Source organism: Streptomyces sp. DH41, assembly GCF_029813785.1.
Taxonomy (GTDB): domain Bacteria; phylum Actinomycetota; class Actinomycetes; order Streptomycetales; family Streptomycetaceae; genus Streptomyces.
In genome coordinates this window covers 27,108-43,716 of the sequence record NZ_JARVKY010000022.1, presented here as the reverse complement: position 1 = coordinate 43,716, position 16,609 = coordinate 27,108, and the positions used below count along the sequence as shown (strand labels likewise).

The window sequence follows — 16,609 nt, the reverse complement described above, 5'->3', positions numbered from 1 at the left end:
CAAAAACGTTCGCCGGACAGGCCCTACAGCCGCGGGTCCACCGGCTCCGACTCCAGTGCCAGGACGCCGAACACCGCCTCGTGCACCCGCCACAGCGGCTCGCCGTCCGCGAGGCGGTCCAGGGCCTCCAGGCCGAGGGCGTACTCGCGGATCGCCAGGGACCGCTTGTGGTTCAGGAACCGCTGCCGCAGCCGGGCGAGGTTGTCCGGGCGCGTGTACTCGGGGCCGTAGACGATCCGCAGGTACTCGCGGCCGCGGCACTTGATGCCGGGCTGCACCAGGCGGCCCTTGCCGTCCCGCACGAGGGCGCCGATGGGCTTGACCACCATGCCCTCGCCGCCACGACCGGTCATCTCCAGCCACCAGTCGGTGCCCGCCGACACCGACTCGGGGTCGCCGGTGTCGACGTACAGGCGCCGGGTGGTCTGGAGCAGGCCGCTGCCGTCGTGCTCGACGAGCCGGTCGATGAGGCCGAGCTGCTCGTCGTGCGGCAGGGCGGCCAGGCTGCGGCCCTGGACGGCCAGGATCTGGAACGGGGCCAGGCGGACGCCGTCCAGGCCGTCGGTGGTCCAGCAGTAGCGGCGGTAGGCGTCCGTGAAGGCGGCGGCGTCGGCGGACCGGGCGCGCTGGCGGTCGAGGAGGTCCTCGACCTCGACGCCCCGCGCGGCGGCGCCCTCCAACGCGGCGAGCGCGCCCGGGAATACCGCGCCGGAGGCCGCGCCCACGGCGGCGTACTGGGAGCGCAGCAGCCCGGAGGCCTTCAGCGACCAGGGCATCAGTTCGGTGTCCAGCAGCAGCCAGTCGGTGGACAGTTCGTCCCACAGGCCGGCCTCTCCGATCGCGGTGCGCAGCCGGTCGAGGATCGCCTCGGTGACGGCCGCGTCGTCGAGGAAGGGTCGGCCGGTGCGGGTGTAGAGGGACCCGGTGGGTCCGTCCACCCCGAAGCGGGTGCGGGCCGCCTCCGCGTCGCGGCAGACCAGGACCACCGCCCGCGAGCCCATGTGCTTCTCCTCGCACACGACCCGGGCCACACCGTCCGCCGCGTACTGCGCGAACGCCTCCTTCGGGTGCTCCAGGTAGCCGTCCACTCCCGAGGTGGCGGTCGGTGCCATGGTCGGCGGGAGGTACGGCAGCAGGCGCGGGTCGGTGGCGAAGCGGCTCATGACCTCCAGGGCCGCCGCCCCGTTCTCCTCGCGTACGGTGATCCGGCCGGCGTGCCGGGTCTCCACCACCCGGCGGCCGTGCACGTCGGCCAGGTCCAGCGGTCGTCCGTCGTGTCCGCCGGGCGCCTCGGCGCGCAGCGGCTTGGCCGGCTCGTACCAGACCCGCTCGGCCGGTACGTCGACCAGTTCGCGCTCCGGCCAGCGCAGCGCGGTGAGCTTGCCGCCGAAGACGGCGCCGGTGTCCAGGCAGATGGTGTTGTTGAGCCAGGTGGCCTCGGGGACCGGGGTGTGGCCGTAGACGACGGCCGCGCGGCCCCGGTAGTCCTCGGCCCACGGATAGCGCACCGGCAGCCCGAACTCGTCGGTCTCGCCGGTGGTGTCGCCGTACAGGGCGTGGCTGCGGACCCGGCCGGAGGTGCGGCCGTGGTACTTCTCCGGCAGTCCGGCGTGGCAGACCACGAGCCGGCCGCCGTCGAGGACGTAGTGGCTGACCAGGCCGTCGATGAACTCCCGTACCTCGGCGCGGAACTCCTCGCTCTCGCCGTCCATCTGCTCGATCGTCTCGGCGAGTCCGTGGGTGTGCTGGACCTTGCGGCCCTTGAGGAAGCGGCCGTACTTGTTCTCGTGGTTGCCGGGGACGCAGAGGGCGCTGCCCGACCTCACCATCGACATCACACGGCGCAGTACGCCGGGGCTGTCCGGCCCTCGGTCGACCAGGTCACCGACGAAGACGGCGGTGCGGCCCTCGGGGTGGACGCCGTCGGTGTAACCCAGCTTGCCGAGCAGCGACTCCAGTTCGGCGGCGCAGCCGTGGATGTCGCCGATGATGTCGAAGGGGCCGGTGAGGTGGGTGAGGTCGTTGAACCGCTTCTCGGTGACGACGGTGGCCTGCTCGGTCTCCGTCACGCCGCGCAGGACGTGCACCTTGCGGAAGCCCTCGCGCTCCAGGTGGCGCAGGGAGCGGCGGAGTTCGCGGGTGTGGCGCTGGATGACCCGGCGGGGCATGTCGGCCCGGTCGGTGCGGGTCGAGTTCCGCTCGGCGCACACCTCCTCGGGGACGTCGAGGACGATGGCGATCGGCAGGACGTCGTGCTTCCTGGCCAGCTCGATGAGCTGACGCCGGGCGTCCTGCTGCACGTTGGTCGCGTCGACGACGGTGCGGCGGCCGGCGGCGAGCCGCTTGCCCGCGATGTAGTGCAGGACGTCGAAGGCGTCCCGGCTCGCGCTCTGGTCGTTCTCGTCGTCGGCGACCAGGCCGCGGCAGAAGTCGGAGGAGATGACCTCGGTCGGCTTGAAGTGGCGCCGGGCGAAGGTGGACTTGCCGGAGCCGGAGGCGCCGATCAGCACGACGAGGGAGAGGTCGGTGACGGGCAGGGCGCGGGCCCGCACGGGGGTGCCCGCGGTGTCGGTGGTGCCGGTGGTGGTCATGCGGCCTTCGCCTCCTTCTCGGTCGCGGTCTCGGGCGCGGTCTTCGGGTCGTTCGTGGCCTGGGTGAACACGGCCATCTGGGTGGGCGGGCCCACCTCCGGGTCGTCGGGGCCGACGGGGCGGAACCCCACGGTGTAGCCGTGCCGTTCGGCGACCGCGTCCGCCCAGGTGCGGAACTCCTCGCGGGTCCACTCGAAGCGGTGGTCGCGGTGGCGGACGCGGCCGGCCGGGAGGGCCTCCCAGCGCACGTTGTACTCGACGTTGGGGGTGGTGACGACGACGGTGCGGGGACGGGCCGAGCCGAAGACGGCGTATTCCAGGGCGGGCAGCTTGGGCAGGTCGAGGTGCTCGATCACCTCGCTGAGCACGGCGGCGTCGTAGCCCTTCAGGCGCTTGTCGGTGTAGGCGAGGGAGCCCTGGAAGAGGTTCACGCGCGCGGCCTGCCGTTCACCCATGCGGTCCAGCTTGAGTCGCCGGGAGGCGATGGTCAGGGCGCGCACCGACACGTCCACGCCGACGATCTCGGTGAACCGCGGCTCCTTGAGCAGCTCCCGCACCAGGTGCCCCTCGCCGCAGCCGAGGTCGAGGACGCGGGCGGCGGCGTTGTCGCGGAGCGCGGTGAGGATCGCCTCGCGGCGGTGCACGGCCAGCGGCGTGGGCTTCTCCTCCTGCTCGGCCTCCGCATCGACCGCGTTGTCGATGTCGGAGACGTCGCTGTCGTCGGTCTCGGCCAGCCGGATCAGCTCCAGCTGGTCCATCACCTCGCGGGTCAGGGACCAGCGGCGGGAGAGGTAGCGGCTGGTGATCAGCTTCTGCTCCGGGTGGCCGGGCAACCAGCCCTCGCCGGCCCGCAGCAGCTTGTCGACCTCGTCCGGGGAGACCCAGTAGTGCTTGGCGTCGTCGAGCACCGGGAGGAGGACGTAGAGGTGGCGCAGGGCCTCGGCGAGGGTGAGGGTCTCGGACTCCAGCACGAGCCGGACGTAGCGCGAGTCGCCCCATTCGGGGAACTCGGTGTCCAGCGGGACGGACTCGACGGTGACCGTCCAGCCGAGCGGCTCGAAGAGGCGTCGTACGAGGCCGGGGCCGCCGCGGGCGGGCAGCGCCGGGACCTCGACGCGCAGCGGCAGCGGCTCGGCCGCGCGCTCGGGGCGGGTCTTGCACACGCCGCGCATCGCGCTGGAGAAGACGTTGCTCAGCGCGACGGCGAGGAGCGAGGAGGCCGCGTAGGGGCGGTCGTTGACGTACTGCGCGAGTGCCGCGTCGGGCGCGCCGCCCCGTCCCTTGCCCTTGCCGCGCCTCACCAGCGCCACCGCGTCGACCTCCAGCAGCAGCGCCGCCGTGCAGCGCTGTTCCCCCGCCTCCGGGTAGAGCACGTGGGCCGTGCCGAAGGAGGTGGAGAACGCCTGCGCCTTGTCCGGATGCTTGTGCAGCAGGAAGCCGAGGTCGGTCGCGGGGTGCTCGGGAGTACCGGTGGTGGTGATGGTCAGGAACATGCGGAGGGCCTCTCCGGCCGGCGGATGGTCACGAGACGCCGTACGCGCGGGAGCCCCCAGGGTGGTTGATCCCGGGGGCTCCGGCATGACGGCGGTCATACCATCGCACGGGGCGGGTGACCGGCGCCTTCTGTTATTCGAGAGTGGGCGTCACGGCTTCATGACAGCTGGGACTGGACCTGTGAGGAGATCAGCTCCAGGTGGTCCAGGTCGTCGAGGTCGAGGATCTGGAGGTAGACCCGCTGCGCGCCGGCCTCGGCGTAGCGGCCGATCTTCTCGACGACCTCGGCCGGGGATCCCGCCAGGCCGTTGGCCTTCAGCTCCTCCACCTCGCGGCCGATCACGGCGGCCCGGCGGGCGACCTCGGCGTCGTCCTTGCCGACGCAGACGACGAGGGCGTTGGAGTAGGTCAGCGCGTCGGCCCCGCGCCCGGCCTCCTCGGCGGCGGCCCGCACCCGGCCGAACTGGCGCTCGGTGTCCTCGATCGAGGCGAACGGGATGTTGAACTCGTCGGCGTACTGGGCGGCCAGGCGGGGGGTGCGGGTGGCGCCGTGACCGCCGATGAGCACGGGGACCTTCGCCTGCGCGGGCTTGGGCAGCGCGGGCGATTCGGCGAGGTCGTAGAACTTGCCGTGGAAGTCGAAGGTCCTGCCCGTCTCCGTGGCCCACAGACCGGTGACGATCGCCAGCTGCTCTTCCAGGCGGGCGAACTTCTCCTTCGGGAAGGGGATGCCGTACGCCTTGTGCTCCTCCTCGAACCAGCCGGCGCCCAGACCCAGCTCGACCCGGCCGCCCGACATCTGGTCGACCTGCGCGACCTGGATGGCGAGGACACCGGGCAGCCGGAAGGTGCCGGCGGTCATGAGCGTGCCGAGCCGGATGCGCTTGGTCTCGCGGGCGAGTCCGGCCAGGGTGATCCAGGCGTCGGTGGGGCCGGGGAGGCCGTCCACGGAGCCCATCCGGAGATAGTGGTCGCTACGGAAGAAGGCGTCGAAGCCAAGGTCCTCGGTGGCCTTGGCCACGGTGAGCAAGGTGTCGTAGGTGGCCCCCTGCTGGGGCTCGGTGAAGATACGGAGATCCATGTCTCCATCCTGCCCGCTCGGCGCGGGTGCGCCGCACAGGCTCCCGGTGGCTCGGCGCGTTCCCGGCCTCTTCGGCGGGTGAACGGGGGTGCGGTCGGCGGCTCGCGGGGTTCTGGCCGGCTAGCTCGCCTCCCGCTCCGGTAACTCCGCGTCCCGGTCCGCCAGTCTGCGGAGCATTTCCAGGACACGGTCCCGCGACTCGTCCGCCGCGTCGATCGCCTCCATGCACTGCCAGTACGTCGCCTCGTCGTCCGCGGCGCAGGCGATGCCGATGAGGGCGATGCCGGTCTCGCCGAGCAGGGTGCCGAGGCGCATCAGGGCCTGACGGGCGTCGCCCAGTTCGGTGAGCTGGGCGGCGCGCAGCTCACCCGGGGCCAGCTCCGGGGTGCGCAGCACCCCGCAGCCGCGGCCCGCGAGCTCGGTCAGTCCCAGTGCCTCGCCACGCAGCTCCGGTGGTCCGGAGACCGCCAGCCGGCTGCCGATCGCCTGCGCCAGTGCCTGCACCTGCCACACCTCCGTCAGGATGTCCGGCACCTCGCCGCCGGCCGCCAGGGCACGCCCACTCGTCACGATGAGCCGCACAGCGTCCATGCGCTGCCCCCGTCTGTCTCCGACGCGCCCCTCGACGCGTCTGCCCGAACTCCGTTGTCCACTACCCAGAGTGAAGGCATGTGGGGCGAAAAGCCAGAGGAAGGCGGAAATCTTCGGACACCACATCGCATCCCGGCCCGTTATTGACTGCGGAGCGTGATAACGGAGTTCGCGGCTCCTTCACGGCTCCGACGCGCTCAGCGCTCGCGGCTCCTCCCGCGCGCTCAGCCGTCGCGGTCTTCCCGTTCCACATGACCCGCCTGTTCCCCCTGCCCTGTGTGCCCTCCCGGCACGGGGAACCGGAGCTCGTTCCGCTCGATCTTCGCCTCCAGCGCGGCCAGCGGGTCGACACCCAGCACCTCGCAGAACTGGAGCAGATACGCCAGTACGTCGGCGACCTCGTCCCGCACCCGGTGCGCGGTGTCCGGGTCGGTCATGACGCGGGCCGACTGCTCGGGCGTCAACCACTGGAAGATCTCGACGAGTTCGGAGGCCTCCACGCTGAGCGCGGCGACGAGGTTCTTGGGGTTGTGGTACGGCTGCCAGTTCCGCGCGGCGGCGAACTCGGCCAGCCTGCGCCGCAACGCCGCGAGGTCGGGGTGATCGGTCACGGGACCAGGTGTACCACCGTGACACCGTCCGCCCCGGCCGTCCAGGAGGCGTCGGCGACCGCCGCGACGAGGCGGATGTGCCCGCGGTCGCACATCCGGGCCGCCAGCCCGAGGAGTTCCGCGCGCTGCCGCACGTCCAGGCCGCGGTCGAAGCCGTCGGCGAGGACGGTGAGCGTCTGCAACGCGGCGGGCACCTCGCCGGCCGGGTCGACCTCCAGCACACCGGGGCCGGTGAACAGCACCAGCGCGAGGGCGAGGTAGCGCAGCTCGCCGTAGCCGAGCCGCCCGAGGGCGGTGCGGGTGCCGTCGCCCCGGTCCAGGAGCGCGCGGACCACGCCGTCGACGGCCGGCTCGGCCAGGACGTCCGCGACGGGGCCGGCGCATCCAGCCCGTACCGCCGCGACGAACTGCGCGTGCCGCCTCCCGCATTCGGCGCGGGTGCGCCACAGCACGTCGGCGAGGTTGTCGCAGCCGCCGAGCAGGCGGCCGAAGCCGGTGGGCACGGGCTCCCGCATCCGGCCGGGCCGCGGATCGCAGGCGAAGACGGAGCGCAGGGCCACCACCATCTGCTCGGCCGCGGCCAGCACCCGGCGCTGCCCGTCCGTCCTGCCCGCCACCCGCAGCGGCAGCAGGGGGGTGCCGAGCCGGTCGTCCGGCAGCGGGGCGCGGGTCACGGGCGCCGACCCGGCCGTGTGCCAGGCCGCCTGCACGGCACGGCGGCCGGGGTCGCGCAGGGCGGTCTCCAGCAGTACGACGCCGTCCGCCGTCAACCGCTCCCCCACGACGCGCAGCTCGGGCTCGGCCTGCACGGCGACATCGAGGTGGACCGGGCCGGCGGGCCCGTCGGCGGTGCACCCGATGCGGAAGCCGCGGCGCTGCTGCGCGTCGGGCCGGGCCCGCTCGGGCACGCAGGCGACCGGGTCGGGGAAGACCGCGCCGAGCTCGGCACCGCCCCCGAGCCGGGCCAGGGCGTCGTACGCCCTGAGCGCGCTGGTCTTGCCGCAGCCGCTGGGCCCGGCGAGCACGGTGAGCGGCCCGAACCGCAGCACGGCACGCCGGTGCCCGGCGAAGGCGGACAGCCGCAGCTCCGTGACGTGGGGCCGGGCCGGGTGGAGCGCGGCGGGAGCGGCGGACACCGTTGACGCAGTCGACACGGCCATATGCGGACCGTAGGGAGTCCACCTCGTGGCGAACCGTGGTGAACCGTTCCGCCCGGACGACGTTCCCCCGATCGGGGGACGAGACCGTCAGGGCGGGGAGGACCGTCACACCTGGGGGGTCGAGAGGATCACTTGTCGGCCCTGTCAGTCCCCTCGGCCCCGATCGCTCCGTCGCCGGGTCGCCCGGTCACATCCCGGGGACCTCCGCCGCGCTCTCCATCAGCCCGTTCACCTCGGTCCCGGCCGGTGTCAGCAGGAAGACGTTGCGGTCGACGCGGTGCATACCGCTGGCCAGGCCGAAGACGACGCCCGTACTGAAGTCCAGGACCCGCTTGGCGACATCGGTCTCCGCACTGGTCAGGTCCAGGAGCACCGGAATGCCCGCCATCAGTATCTCCGCGACCTCGCGGGCGTCCGCGAACACGTTGACCCGCAGGACGACGAAACGCCGACGCGTCTCCGTCTCCGCCTCCGGCATCGCCCGGTGGCCCACCGCGGACGGCCAAGCGTCGCGCCCGCGCAACGGAACGACCTGGGCGAGCCCTTCCCACTGTTCATCGGTGACGTCGTGGCTGTTCACCGGCTCCCCCGATTTCACTCGCCTTCATTGCCTGCACCAGCCAATTCTTACGCCAAGTCACCCGTTCGGCCCAACACCGACACGGTTCGCCACGCTCCGTGTCCGTGGGTTGCGCCGCGACGGCCGGGGTACTCAGCGACGGCCGCTCCGCACGCGCGGGCGCCGTTGTCCGCTCGCACGGGCGCCATTGCCCGCACGCGCGGGCGCCATTGTTCCGCACGCGCGGGCGCCATTGTTCCGCACGCGCGGGCGCCGTCGTACGCGCCGACACCCGAAGGAGAACACATGGGTGCGCTGGACCTGCCCGAACCCGTCACTCGTGACGGCGCACCCCCGCCGGTCGACACCGCCTCCCTCCAAGCCGCCCTGCGGGAGCGGGTCGACGGTGAGGTCCGCTTCGACGCCGGGAGCCGGGCCGCGTACTCCACGGACGCCTCCAACTTCCGGCAGACACCCATCGGCGTGGTCGTCCCGCGCACCCCCGAGGCCGGCGCCGAGGCGGTGGCCGTGGCACGGGAGTTCGGCGCACCGGTGCTGTCCCGGGGCGGCGGGACGAGTCTGGCCGGGCAGTGCACCAACGCCGGTGTGGTCCTCGACTGGTCGAAGTACTGCACGCGGGTGGAGTCCGTGGACGCCGATGCCCGCACCTGCGTCGTCCAGCCGGGGATCGTGCTGGACGACCTCAACCGGCAGCTCGCGCAGCACGGTCTGCGCTACGGGCCCGAGCCCGCCACCCACGCCAACTGCACCATCGGCGGCATGATCGGCAACAACTCCTGCGGCGCCACCGCACAGGCGCACGGCAAAGTCGTCGACAACATCGCGCGCCTGGAGGTGCTGCTCTACGACGGCACCCGTTTCTGGTGCGGGGAGACCGGCGACGAGGAGTACGCCGAGATCGAGCGGCAGGGCGATCTGCGGGCGACCGTCTACCGGCGACTGCGCGCCCTGCGCGACACCTACGCGGACGAGATCCGCCGCCGGTTCCCGGACGTCCCGCGCCGGGTCTCCGGCTACAACCTGGACTCGCTGCTCCCGGAGTACGGCTTCGATGTCGCCGGGCTTCTGGTGGGCAGCGAGTCGACGCTGGTCACCGTCCTGCGCGCGGAGCTGGAACTGGTGCCGGTGGTGAGGGAACGCACCCTGGTGGTCCTCGGATTCGGCACCATCGACAAGGCCGCCGACGCGGTGCCCGACATCCTGCCGCACGAGCCGATCGCGCTGGAGGGCGTCGACGCCCGGCTGGTCCGCGACGAGCGGATCAAGCGCCTCAACGAGAAGGCCCTCGCCGAGCTGCCCGACGGGAACGCCTACCTGCTGGCGCAGTTCGGCGGCGACACCGTCGAGGAGGCGGACGCGCGGGCCCACCGGATGCTCCGCGCGGTGCACCGCTCCGAACACGACGCCGACTGCGCCTTCATGGACGACCCGGCGAACGAGCGGCGACTCTGGCAGGTGCGCGAGGCCGGACTCGGCGCCACCGCGCACATCCCGGGCAAGCCCGACACCTTCGAGGGCTGGGAGGACTCGGCGGTCGCCCCGGAGAAACTGGGCGACTACCTGCGGCGGCTGCGCGCCCTGTTCGAGGAGTTCGGATACCAGAGCGACACCGGGCCCAGCCTGTACGGCCACTTCGGACAGGGCTGCGTGCACACCCGTATCCCCTTCGACCTCTACACCGCGGGAGGGGTGGCGACGTACCGGAGGTTCATGGAGCGGGCGGCCGATCTCGTCGTCGAGTTCGGGGGGTCGCTGTCCGGCGAGCACGGCGACGGGCAGAGCCGGGGCGAGCTGCTGCCGCGCGTGTTCGGCCAGGAGCTGGTGGGGGCGTTCGGGCGGCTGAAGGCCGTCTTCGACCCGCTGGACCGGATGAACCCGGGGAAGGTCGTCGCGCCGTACGGGCTGGACGAGAACCTGCGCCTGGGCGGCGACTGGGCCCCGTACGAGCCCCGCGACCTGCGCTTCCGCTTCCCGCACGACGGAGGCTCGTTCTCCCAGGCGGCCAACCGCTGCGTCGGCGTCGGCAAGTGCCGGCAGCACACCAGCGACGGCACGGTGATGTGTCCGTCGTACCAGGTGACGCGGGAGGAGGAGCACTCCACCCGGGGCCGGGCCCGGCTGCTGTTCGAGATGCTCGACGGGCACGGGGACGGCGCGATCCAGGACGGCTGGCGGTCGGAGGCGGTCAAGGACGCCCTCGATCTGTGCCTGGCCTGCAAGGGGTGCAAGAAGGACTGTCCGGCGGACGTGGACATGGCCACCTACAAGGCGGAGTTCCTGTCCCACCACTACGAGGGACGGCCCTGGCGCAGGCCGCGCTCCGACTGGTCGATGGGCTGGCTGCCCGCGCTCGCGCAGGCCGTGGGCCGCACCCGCCTCGCGCCGGTCGTCAACGCCCTCACGCACGCCCCGCTGCTGTCGAAGGTCGCGGTGGCCCTCGCGGGAGTGGCGGACCGTGAGGTGCCGCTGTTCGCGGAGCGGACCTTCGAGCAGTGGTTCGCACGCCACGAGGCGTACGGCGACGGGCGGCGCGGGACCGTGCTGCTGTGGCCGGACACCTTCACCAACCATTTCCACCCGCACATCGGACGGGCGGCGGTACGGGTGCTGGAGCACGCCGGCTGGCGGGTGGAGCTGCCGGCCGAGCCGCTGTGCTGCGGACTGACCTGGATCTCCACCGGGCAGCTCGGGACGGCGCGGAAGGTCCTGACCCGAACCGTGCGCGGCCTTGCGGAACATGTGCGGGCCGGTGGTCTGGTGGTGGCGCTGGAGCCGAGCTGCACGGCGGTGTTCCGGGCGGACGCGGCGGAGATGTTCCCCGGCGACCAGGACGTGCTCAGGCTGCGCGAGCAGACGGTGACGCTGTCGGAACTGCTCACCGAGCACTCCCTGGGCTATGAGCCGCCGCGGGTGCCGGAGCGGTCCGCGCGGGCGGTGGCCCAGGTGCACTGCCACCAGCACGCGGTGCTCGGCTGGGAGGCCGACCGGGAACTGCTGCGCCGGGCCGGGGTGGACGCCGAGCGGCTGGACTCCGGCTGCTGCGGGCTGGCCGGCAACTTCGGTTTCGAGCGCGGCCATCTGGACGTCAGCGAGGCCTGCGCGGAGCGGGTGCTGCTGCCGCGGCTGCGGGAGGAGGACGAGTCGACCGTCGTACTCGCCGACGGCTTCAGCTGCCGGACGCAGATCCACGAGTTCGACAGCGGCGGCCACGAGGGCGTGCACCTGGCGGAACTGCTGGCCTCCGCGCTGCCCGGCGCCGCGAACGACAGGGATGTGCCGGGCAGCGCGTACGGGACCGCGCCGGGCGCCCGGCCCTCGCCTCCGGCTCGGCGGGCGAAGACCCTGGCCCTCGCGGGCACGGGGGCCGCCGCCGGCACTGCGGCGGCGCTGGCGCTGGGGCTGGCGCGGGGGCGGGGGCGCCGCCGCTGAACCGCGGAGCCGTCAGCGCCCTCCGTCAGCCGGACGGCTGACGGAGGGCGCTGACGGTTGCCGGCCGGCGGCGCTCAGGCCCGCTGGTCCGCCTGGTCCTGGCGACTGGCCAGCGCCCAGATCACGAACACGTCGATCGCCATCATGATCACCGCCCAGACGGGCGCGTACGGCAGGAACAGGAACTGGGAGACGAGGCTCAGCGAGGCCAGGAAGATCCCCGCGAAGCGCGCCCAGGCCATGTCCTTGAGCAGGCCGTAGCCGGTGACGAGGACCAGGACGCCCAGGATGACGTGGATGACGCCCCAGCCGGTGAGGCTGAGTTCGTACACGTAGCTGCCGACGCGGGCGTACACGTCGTCCTCGGCGATGGCCGCGATGCCCTGGAGGACGGCGAGGGCGCCGTTCAGCAGCATCAGGACACCCGCGAAGACGACGCCGCCGGTCACCCAGCCGCTGGAGCGGTCAGCGGATCGCGGGGGCCACGGGCCCTCGGCACCCTGGGACGGCCTGCCGGGAGAAGGTGCGGCGTGCTGGCTCATGAGCGGAGTCCTTTCTTCGTGTCCCCGTACGGGCCTCGGCCCACCGGCGCCCGGAGGCACCGACAGGTCACTCCGAGCCTGGGGTCAGCCGCCTCGCGGGGCCATGCGGGTCCGCCGAACGGGTGAAGGGGGTTTGACCGCCCCGCGCTGCCCGGTTCCCGGCACGGAACCGTGCGCGTGCGACCCGCCTCCGCCTCACGTTCGCTGAAGCGCATATGCGAACGCGCGCTACGTGGAACGCGCGACATGGTGGTCCGGCGGACCGAGCGGGACCGGCCCGACTGACGGAGCCGTGCCAAGGCCCGCAGGCCCGCCTCCCTGGAGCAGCGCTCCAGGAAGTCTTCCTACTCCGTCTCCCGGGCCCCGGCCGGCTTCTCCCCGGGCCGCTGCCGGGCGCGGCGGCCGGGCAGGACGGCGAGGACGATCAGGGTGCCGGCGGCCATGATGATCCCGCCGACGAGGCTGGTCGTGGCGACGCCGTGGGCGAAGGACTGGTTCACCGCGTCGGCGAGGGCCTCGGCCTGGCGGGGTCCGGCGGCGGGGTTCGTCGCGAGCCGCTCGGCGACGGCCAGGCCGCCGCCCACGGAGTCCTGGGCGGTGTCCAGCGCGGCGGCCGGAAGGCGATCGCCGGCCAGGCCGGCGAGTTCGTCGCGGTAGGCGGTGCCGAGCAGGGAGCCCAGTACGGCGATGCCCAGCGAACCGCCGAGCTCCAGGGCGGTGTCGTTGGCACCGCCGCCGACGCCCAGTTCGCTCTCCGGGAAGGAGCCCATGATGGTGTCGGTGGCCGGGGACACGCTCAGCCCGATCGCGAGGCCGAGCAGCAGCATCGGGGCCAGGAAGTCGGCGTAGGCGGAGTCCTTCTCGATGAGGACGAGCAGGAAGACACCGACGGTGCCGATCACCATGCCGGAGCCGACCATCGCCTTCACACCCAGCCTCGGGGTCAGCTTCCCGGTCACCGCGGCGCCGACGAACACGGCCCCGGCCAGCGGCAGCAGCCGTACGCCGGTCTCCAGCGCGCCGTACCCGAGCACGAACTGCAGGAACTGCGTGGCGTAGTAGATGGCGCCGTAGGTGCCGAAGAAGAAGAACAGCACCGCCAGCATCGATCCGCTGAAGGGCCGCAGCAGGAACCTGCGCACGTCCAGCATGGGGTGCGGGTGACGCAGCTCCCACCACACGAAGGCGACCAGGCCGACGCCCGCGACGACGGCCGCGGCGACCGGGCCGGCGCCCCAGCCGAAGTGCGGGCCCTCGATGGTCGCGTACACCAGGCTGCCGACGGAGACGATGGAGAGCAGGCCGCCCACGTAGTCGATCCGGCCCATGCCGGCCGCCTTGGACGGCGGTACGAGGAGCAGCGCACCGACGACGGCGGCGACCGCGATGGGGACGTTGACCAGGAAGGTCGAGCCCCAGGAGTGGTCCTCCAGGAGCCAGCCGGCGACCAGCGGGCCGACCGCGATGGCGAGGCCGGAGGTGGCAGTCCAGGCGGTGATCGCGCGGGCCCGCTCCCCCTTGGGGAAGACCGCGACCAGCAGGGACAGCGTGGCCGGCATGACGACGGCGGCGCCGACGCCCATGACAGCACGGGCTGCGACGACCAGTCCGGTCTCTTCCACCAGACTGCCCATCACCGAACCGCCCGCGAAGATCACCAGACCGGTGATCAGGGCGCCGCGACGGCTGTACTTGTCGCCGATCGAGCCGAGCACCAGCATCAGCGCGGCGTACGGGACGGTGTAGCCGTCGATGACCCACTGCAGATCGCTGCTGCTCAGGCCGAGGTCGGCGGTCATGGCCGGTGCGGCCACGATCAGGGACGTGTTGGCCATGACGACGATCAGCAGGCTCAGACACAGCACGAGGAGAGCCCACCAACGCCGTGCGTACGGCCCGGTCATCTTCTCGACGGGTGTGGTGGCCAGGAGTGGCATGGGGGGCTCCCAGGAGAACGCAGGCAAGTTAATTGCCCACCGATGTGCAGACTGTCGCAGAGTAGTTTGTTGCACAGGGGTGTGCAAATAAGGTTCGGCATTCCCCGTGGACGGCGGGCGGCCGCCTCCCCCGAGGCGGTACGGCGCGCGGTCGTCGGCTCGGACGCGCCGGGACGGCAGGCGTGCTCGGCGCGGCACTGGAGGCCGCCTGCCCGGCACTCCTGGGCTGCGCGCGGTGCCGGGGCCCGGGACGAGGACGGCACGGGCGCCGCCGTGGCCGCGTCGACCGTCGCCGGGGTGGAGAGCGGAGACGTGACGGGGGCGGGGACGGTGCGGGGGCTGCGCGGGGCCGGCGGCCCGCTCTCAGGCGTGAGCGACCGCCGCACGGAGGTGCGGCCGGTGCCTCACTCTGCCGGGACGGCCTCCGCCGGCACCGTCGGGGCGACCTCACCGACCACCGCGCGGGCCCGCCGCTCCGGGACGCCGGCCGCGATGAGCTGGGCGACCGCCACCCGGGTGCCGTCGTCCTCGAGCGCACCGGTGTTGACCTGCTCCAGCAGCGCGACGGTCATCGCCTCCAGCCCGGCGCTCAGCACGGCGGGCGGCAGGTGACCGGGGAAGACGCCGTCGCGCTGCCCACGCTCCAGGATGGCGGTGACCTCGGCGCGGGCCGGGGCCAGGATCTCGGACACGCGCTCCACACCCAGGTCGTGCCGGGCCAGCGCCAGGAGCATCCGGTAGCGGTCGCCCACGGGCCACATCAGCAGGGTGAAGTGGGCAAGCGCGCGCTCGGCCGGTTCGGCCGGCCCGGTCAGCTCCGCCCCGGCGTCCATCGCGCCGCGCAGCACCTCGGAAGCCTCCTCGGCAAGGGCCTCCAGCAGCGCCGAGCGCCCGGGGAAGTGACCGAAGAGGGTACGCCGTACGACACCGGCGGCGCGGGCGAGCTCCTCGAGGGTGGTGTCCGGGTTCCGGCCCAGCTCCCGGCGGGCCGTGGCCAGGATGCGCGCCCGGTTGGTCCGAGCGTTGCGTCGCTGCGGCTCACGGGCGACGGGCGGCTTGGTCACGGTTACCTCTGGGGCGGGGCGTCGGGGCCTCTCATTCTGGCACGGAGGCCGCTCTCCGCCCCGACCAGCGGCCCGCCCCCGGTCACTCGCTCCCGTCCCGCCCCGCACCCCGGTCGGTACCCCCGGCTGTCCCCCGTACGGCGGCGAACGCGGCGAGCACCGTCCCCACCGCCACGACCAGCAGCCCGCGCAGCCACACCGCGGCCTCGATCTGCGTGGCGAGCACGACGCAGGACGCGATGCCCAGCACGGGGAGCACGGTCGGGGCCCTGAAATGGCCGGCGCCTTCGTCGGCCTCACCCGGGTCACGGCGCAGCACGAGCACGGCCGTGTTGACGATGAGGAAGACCACGAGCAGCAGCAGGACCAGGGTGGACGCCAGGGTGGCGACGCTGCCGGTGAGCGCGAGGAGCATCGACAGCAGGGTCGTGACCGCGATCGCGGCCCACGGCGTACGGCGGCCGGGCAGCACCTTGGTCAGCGCGGCGGGCAGCAGCCCGTCCCGGGCCATGCCGTAGGCCAGGCGGGAGGACATGATGCCGGTGAGCAGCGCGCCGTTCGCCACGGCGACCAGCGCGATGGCGCTGAACAGCCGGGTGGGCACGCCACCGGCCGCCTCGACGACCTCCAGCAGCGGTCCGCTGGACTCGGCCAGCCGGTCGGTCGGTACCGCCACGGACGCGGCGATGCCCACCAGCACGTACACGGCGCCCGCCGTGGCGAGGGCGCCGAACAGGGCGCGCGGGTAGGAACGCCGGGGGTCGCGGGTCTCCTCGGCGACGTTCACCGACGTCTCGAACCCGACGAAGGAGTAGTACGCCAGTACGGACCCGCTGAGTACGGCCGCCGCGGCCCCCTTCTCCGGTGTGCCGAGCTGCCCGAGCCGCGCCACGTCGCCGTCGCCGCGCAGCAGCAGCCAGCCGCCGAGGACGACGATGACGAGGAGGCCGCCGACCTCGACGACGGTGGCGACGACGTTGGCGCGGGTCGACTCCTTGATGCCCCGCGCGTTGACCAGCGCGAGCAGGGCGAGGAACAGCACGGCGACGAGTCCGACCGGCAGCGTCACGAAGGCCGACAGGTAGTCGCCCCCGAAGCCCCGGGCCAGCGCGGCCACGGAGACGATGCCGGCGGCGAGCATGCAGAACCCCGCGACGAAGCCGGCGAACGGTCCGAAGGCGCGGGTGGCGTAGTGGGAGGCACCGCCCGCCCGCGGGTACTTCGTGGCCAGCTCGGCGTAGGAGCCGGCGGTGAGCATCGCCAGCAGCAGGGCGACGGCCAACGGCACCCACACCGCTCCCCCGGCGTCGGCCGCCACCTGCCCCACCAGCACGTACACGCCTGCGCCGAGTACGTCGCCCAGGATGAAGAAGTACAGCAACGGGGTGGTCAGCGCCCGCTTGAGCGCCGGGCCGCCCCGGGTGTCCGCCGGTTGCCGCTTTCCGAGTCTCGCCATGGCGCCTCAGGTTTCCCGCCGGACGAGAAGCACGCCATGATCTTCGTGCGGGCCGCGCCCGGAACGCACTCGG

At 73.1% G+C, this 16,609-nt stretch carries 12 protein-coding genes; 1 reads left to right on the top strand and 11 read right to left on the bottom strand.

Annotation, left to right across the window (positions count from 1 at the left end; translation table 11 throughout):
• Positions 1–23: 23 nt before the first annotated feature.
• The 7 genes from QC283_RS29740 to QC283_RS29710 all read right to left on the bottom strand — a co-directional run bounded on the left by QC283_RS29740 (position 24) and on the right by QC283_RS29710 (position 8,108).
• Positions 24–2,591: a polynucleotide kinase-phosphatase gene (locus QC283_RS29740; RefSeq protein ID WP_279564816.1), complete on the bottom strand. Its 2,568-nt coding sequence runs from the start codon at positions 2,589–2,591 to the stop codon at positions 24–26.
• Positions 2,588–4,084: a 3' terminal RNA ribose 2'-O-methyltransferase Hen1 gene (locus tag QC283_RS29735; protein WP_279564815.1), complete on the bottom strand. Its 1,497-nt coding sequence runs from the start codon at positions 4,082–4,084 to the stop codon at positions 2,588–2,590. The genes QC283_RS29740 and QC283_RS29735 overlap by 4 nt, the downstream gene beginning before the upstream one ends.
• Before the next feature lie 158 nt (positions 4,085–4,242).
• Positions 4,243–5,166, bottom strand: coding sequence for an LLM class F420-dependent oxidoreductase (locus QC283_RS29730; protein WP_279564814.1), 924 nt, complete (start codon positions 5,164–5,166; stop codon positions 4,243–4,245).
• 120 nt (positions 5,167–5,286) lie between these two features.
• On the bottom strand, positions 5,287–5,757 hold the full coding sequence (locus tag QC283_RS29725) for a DUF6099 family protein (protein WP_279564813.1): 471 nt from the start codon (positions 5,755–5,757) through the stop codon (positions 5,287–5,289).
• 224 nt (positions 5,758–5,981) lie between these two features.
• Positions 5,982–6,368, bottom strand: a complete 387-nt coding sequence (locus QC283_RS29720) for a nucleotide pyrophosphohydrolase (protein ID WP_279564812.1) — start codon at positions 6,366–6,368, stop codon at positions 5,982–5,984.
• Positions 6,365–7,528, bottom strand: a complete 1,164-nt coding sequence (locus QC283_RS29715) for an ATP-binding protein (protein ID WP_279564811.1) — start codon at positions 7,526–7,528, stop codon at positions 6,365–6,367. Before QC283_RS29715 ends, QC283_RS29720 begins: the two co-directional genes overlap by 4 nt.
• A 187-nt stretch (positions 7,529–7,715) precedes the next feature.
• Positions 7,716–8,108, bottom strand: a complete 393-nt coding sequence (locus tag QC283_RS29710; protein ID WP_279564810.1) for a cell division protein SepF — start codon at positions 8,106–8,108, stop codon at positions 7,716–7,718.
• A 285-nt stretch (positions 8,109–8,393) separates the two neighbouring features.
• Here QC283_RS29710 and QC283_RS29705 point away from each other — a divergent pair, with 285 nt between their 5' ends.
• Entirely contained in the window at positions 8,394–11,537 is a 3,144-nt protein-coding gene (locus QC283_RS29705; RefSeq protein ID WP_279564809.1) for an FAD-binding and (Fe-S)-binding domain-containing protein, read from the top strand.
• 74 nt (positions 11,538–11,611) lie between these two features.
• On the opposite strand, the gene QC283_RS29700 is transcribed toward QC283_RS29705, so the two are convergent.
• The 4 genes from QC283_RS29700 to QC283_RS29685 form a co-directional block, all read right to left on the bottom strand.
• Positions 11,612–12,079 carry a DUF7144 family membrane protein gene (locus QC283_RS29700; protein WP_279564808.1) on the bottom strand — a complete coding sequence of 156 codons (468 nt, stop codon included), beginning with the start codon at positions 12,077–12,079 and terminating at the stop codon, positions 11,612–11,614.
• A 344-nt stretch (positions 12,080–12,423) separates the two neighbouring features.
• Positions 12,424–14,016 (bottom strand): MFS transporter, encoded by a 1,593-nt coding sequence (locus tag QC283_RS29695; protein ID WP_279564807.1) that lies wholly within the window; start codon positions 14,014–14,016, stop codon positions 12,424–12,426.
• A 404-nt stretch (positions 14,017–14,420) separates the two neighbouring features.
• On the bottom strand, positions 14,421–15,080 hold the full coding sequence (locus QC283_RS29690; protein WP_279564806.1) for a TetR/AcrR family transcriptional regulator: 660 nt from the start codon (positions 15,078–15,080) through the stop codon (positions 14,421–14,423).
• An 82-nt stretch (positions 15,081–15,162) separates the two neighbouring features.
• Positions 15,163–16,536, bottom strand: a complete 1,374-nt coding sequence (locus QC283_RS29685; protein WP_279564805.1) for an APC family permease — start codon at positions 16,534–16,536, stop codon at positions 15,163–15,165.
• Positions 16,537–16,609 lie beyond the last annotated feature (73 nt).

What these genes read in the sequence shown, in the direction of transcription:
- QC283_RS29740 (WP_279564816.1), bottom strand. Translation starts at nt 2,591, where the DNA reads ATGACCACCACCGGCACCACCGACACCGCGGGCACCCCCGTGCGGGCC.
- QC283_RS29735 (WP_279564815.1), bottom strand. Translation starts at nt 4,084, where the DNA reads ATGTTCCTGACCATCACCACCACCGGTACTCCCGAGCACCCCGCGACC.
- QC283_RS29730 (WP_279564814.1), bottom strand. Translation starts at nt 5,166, where the DNA reads ATGGATCTCCGTATCTTCACCGAGCCCCAGCAGGGGGCCACCTACGAC.
- QC283_RS29725 (WP_279564813.1), bottom strand. Translation starts at nt 5,757, where the DNA reads ATGGACGCTGTGCGGCTCATCGTGACGAGTGGGCGTGCCCTGGCGGCC.
- QC283_RS29715 (WP_279564811.1), bottom strand. Translation starts at nt 7,528, where the DNA reads ATGGCCGTGTCGACTGCGTCAACGGTGTCCGCCGCTCCCGCCGCGCTC.
- QC283_RS29705 (WP_279564809.1), top strand. Translation starts at nt 8,394, where the DNA reads ATGGGTGCGCTGGACCTGCCCGAACCCGTCACTCGTGACGGCGCACCC.
- QC283_RS29700 (WP_279564808.1), bottom strand. Translation starts at nt 12,079, where the DNA reads ATGAGCCAGCACGCCGCACCTTCTCCCGGCAGGCCGTCCCAGGGTGCC.
- QC283_RS29695 (WP_279564807.1), bottom strand. Translation starts at nt 14,016, where the DNA reads ATGCCACTCCTGGCCACCACACCCGTCGAGAAGATGACCGGGCCGTAC.
- QC283_RS29685 (WP_279564805.1), bottom strand. Translation starts at nt 16,536, where the DNA reads ATGGCGAGACTCGGAAAGCGGCAACCGGCGGACACCCGGGGCGGCCCG.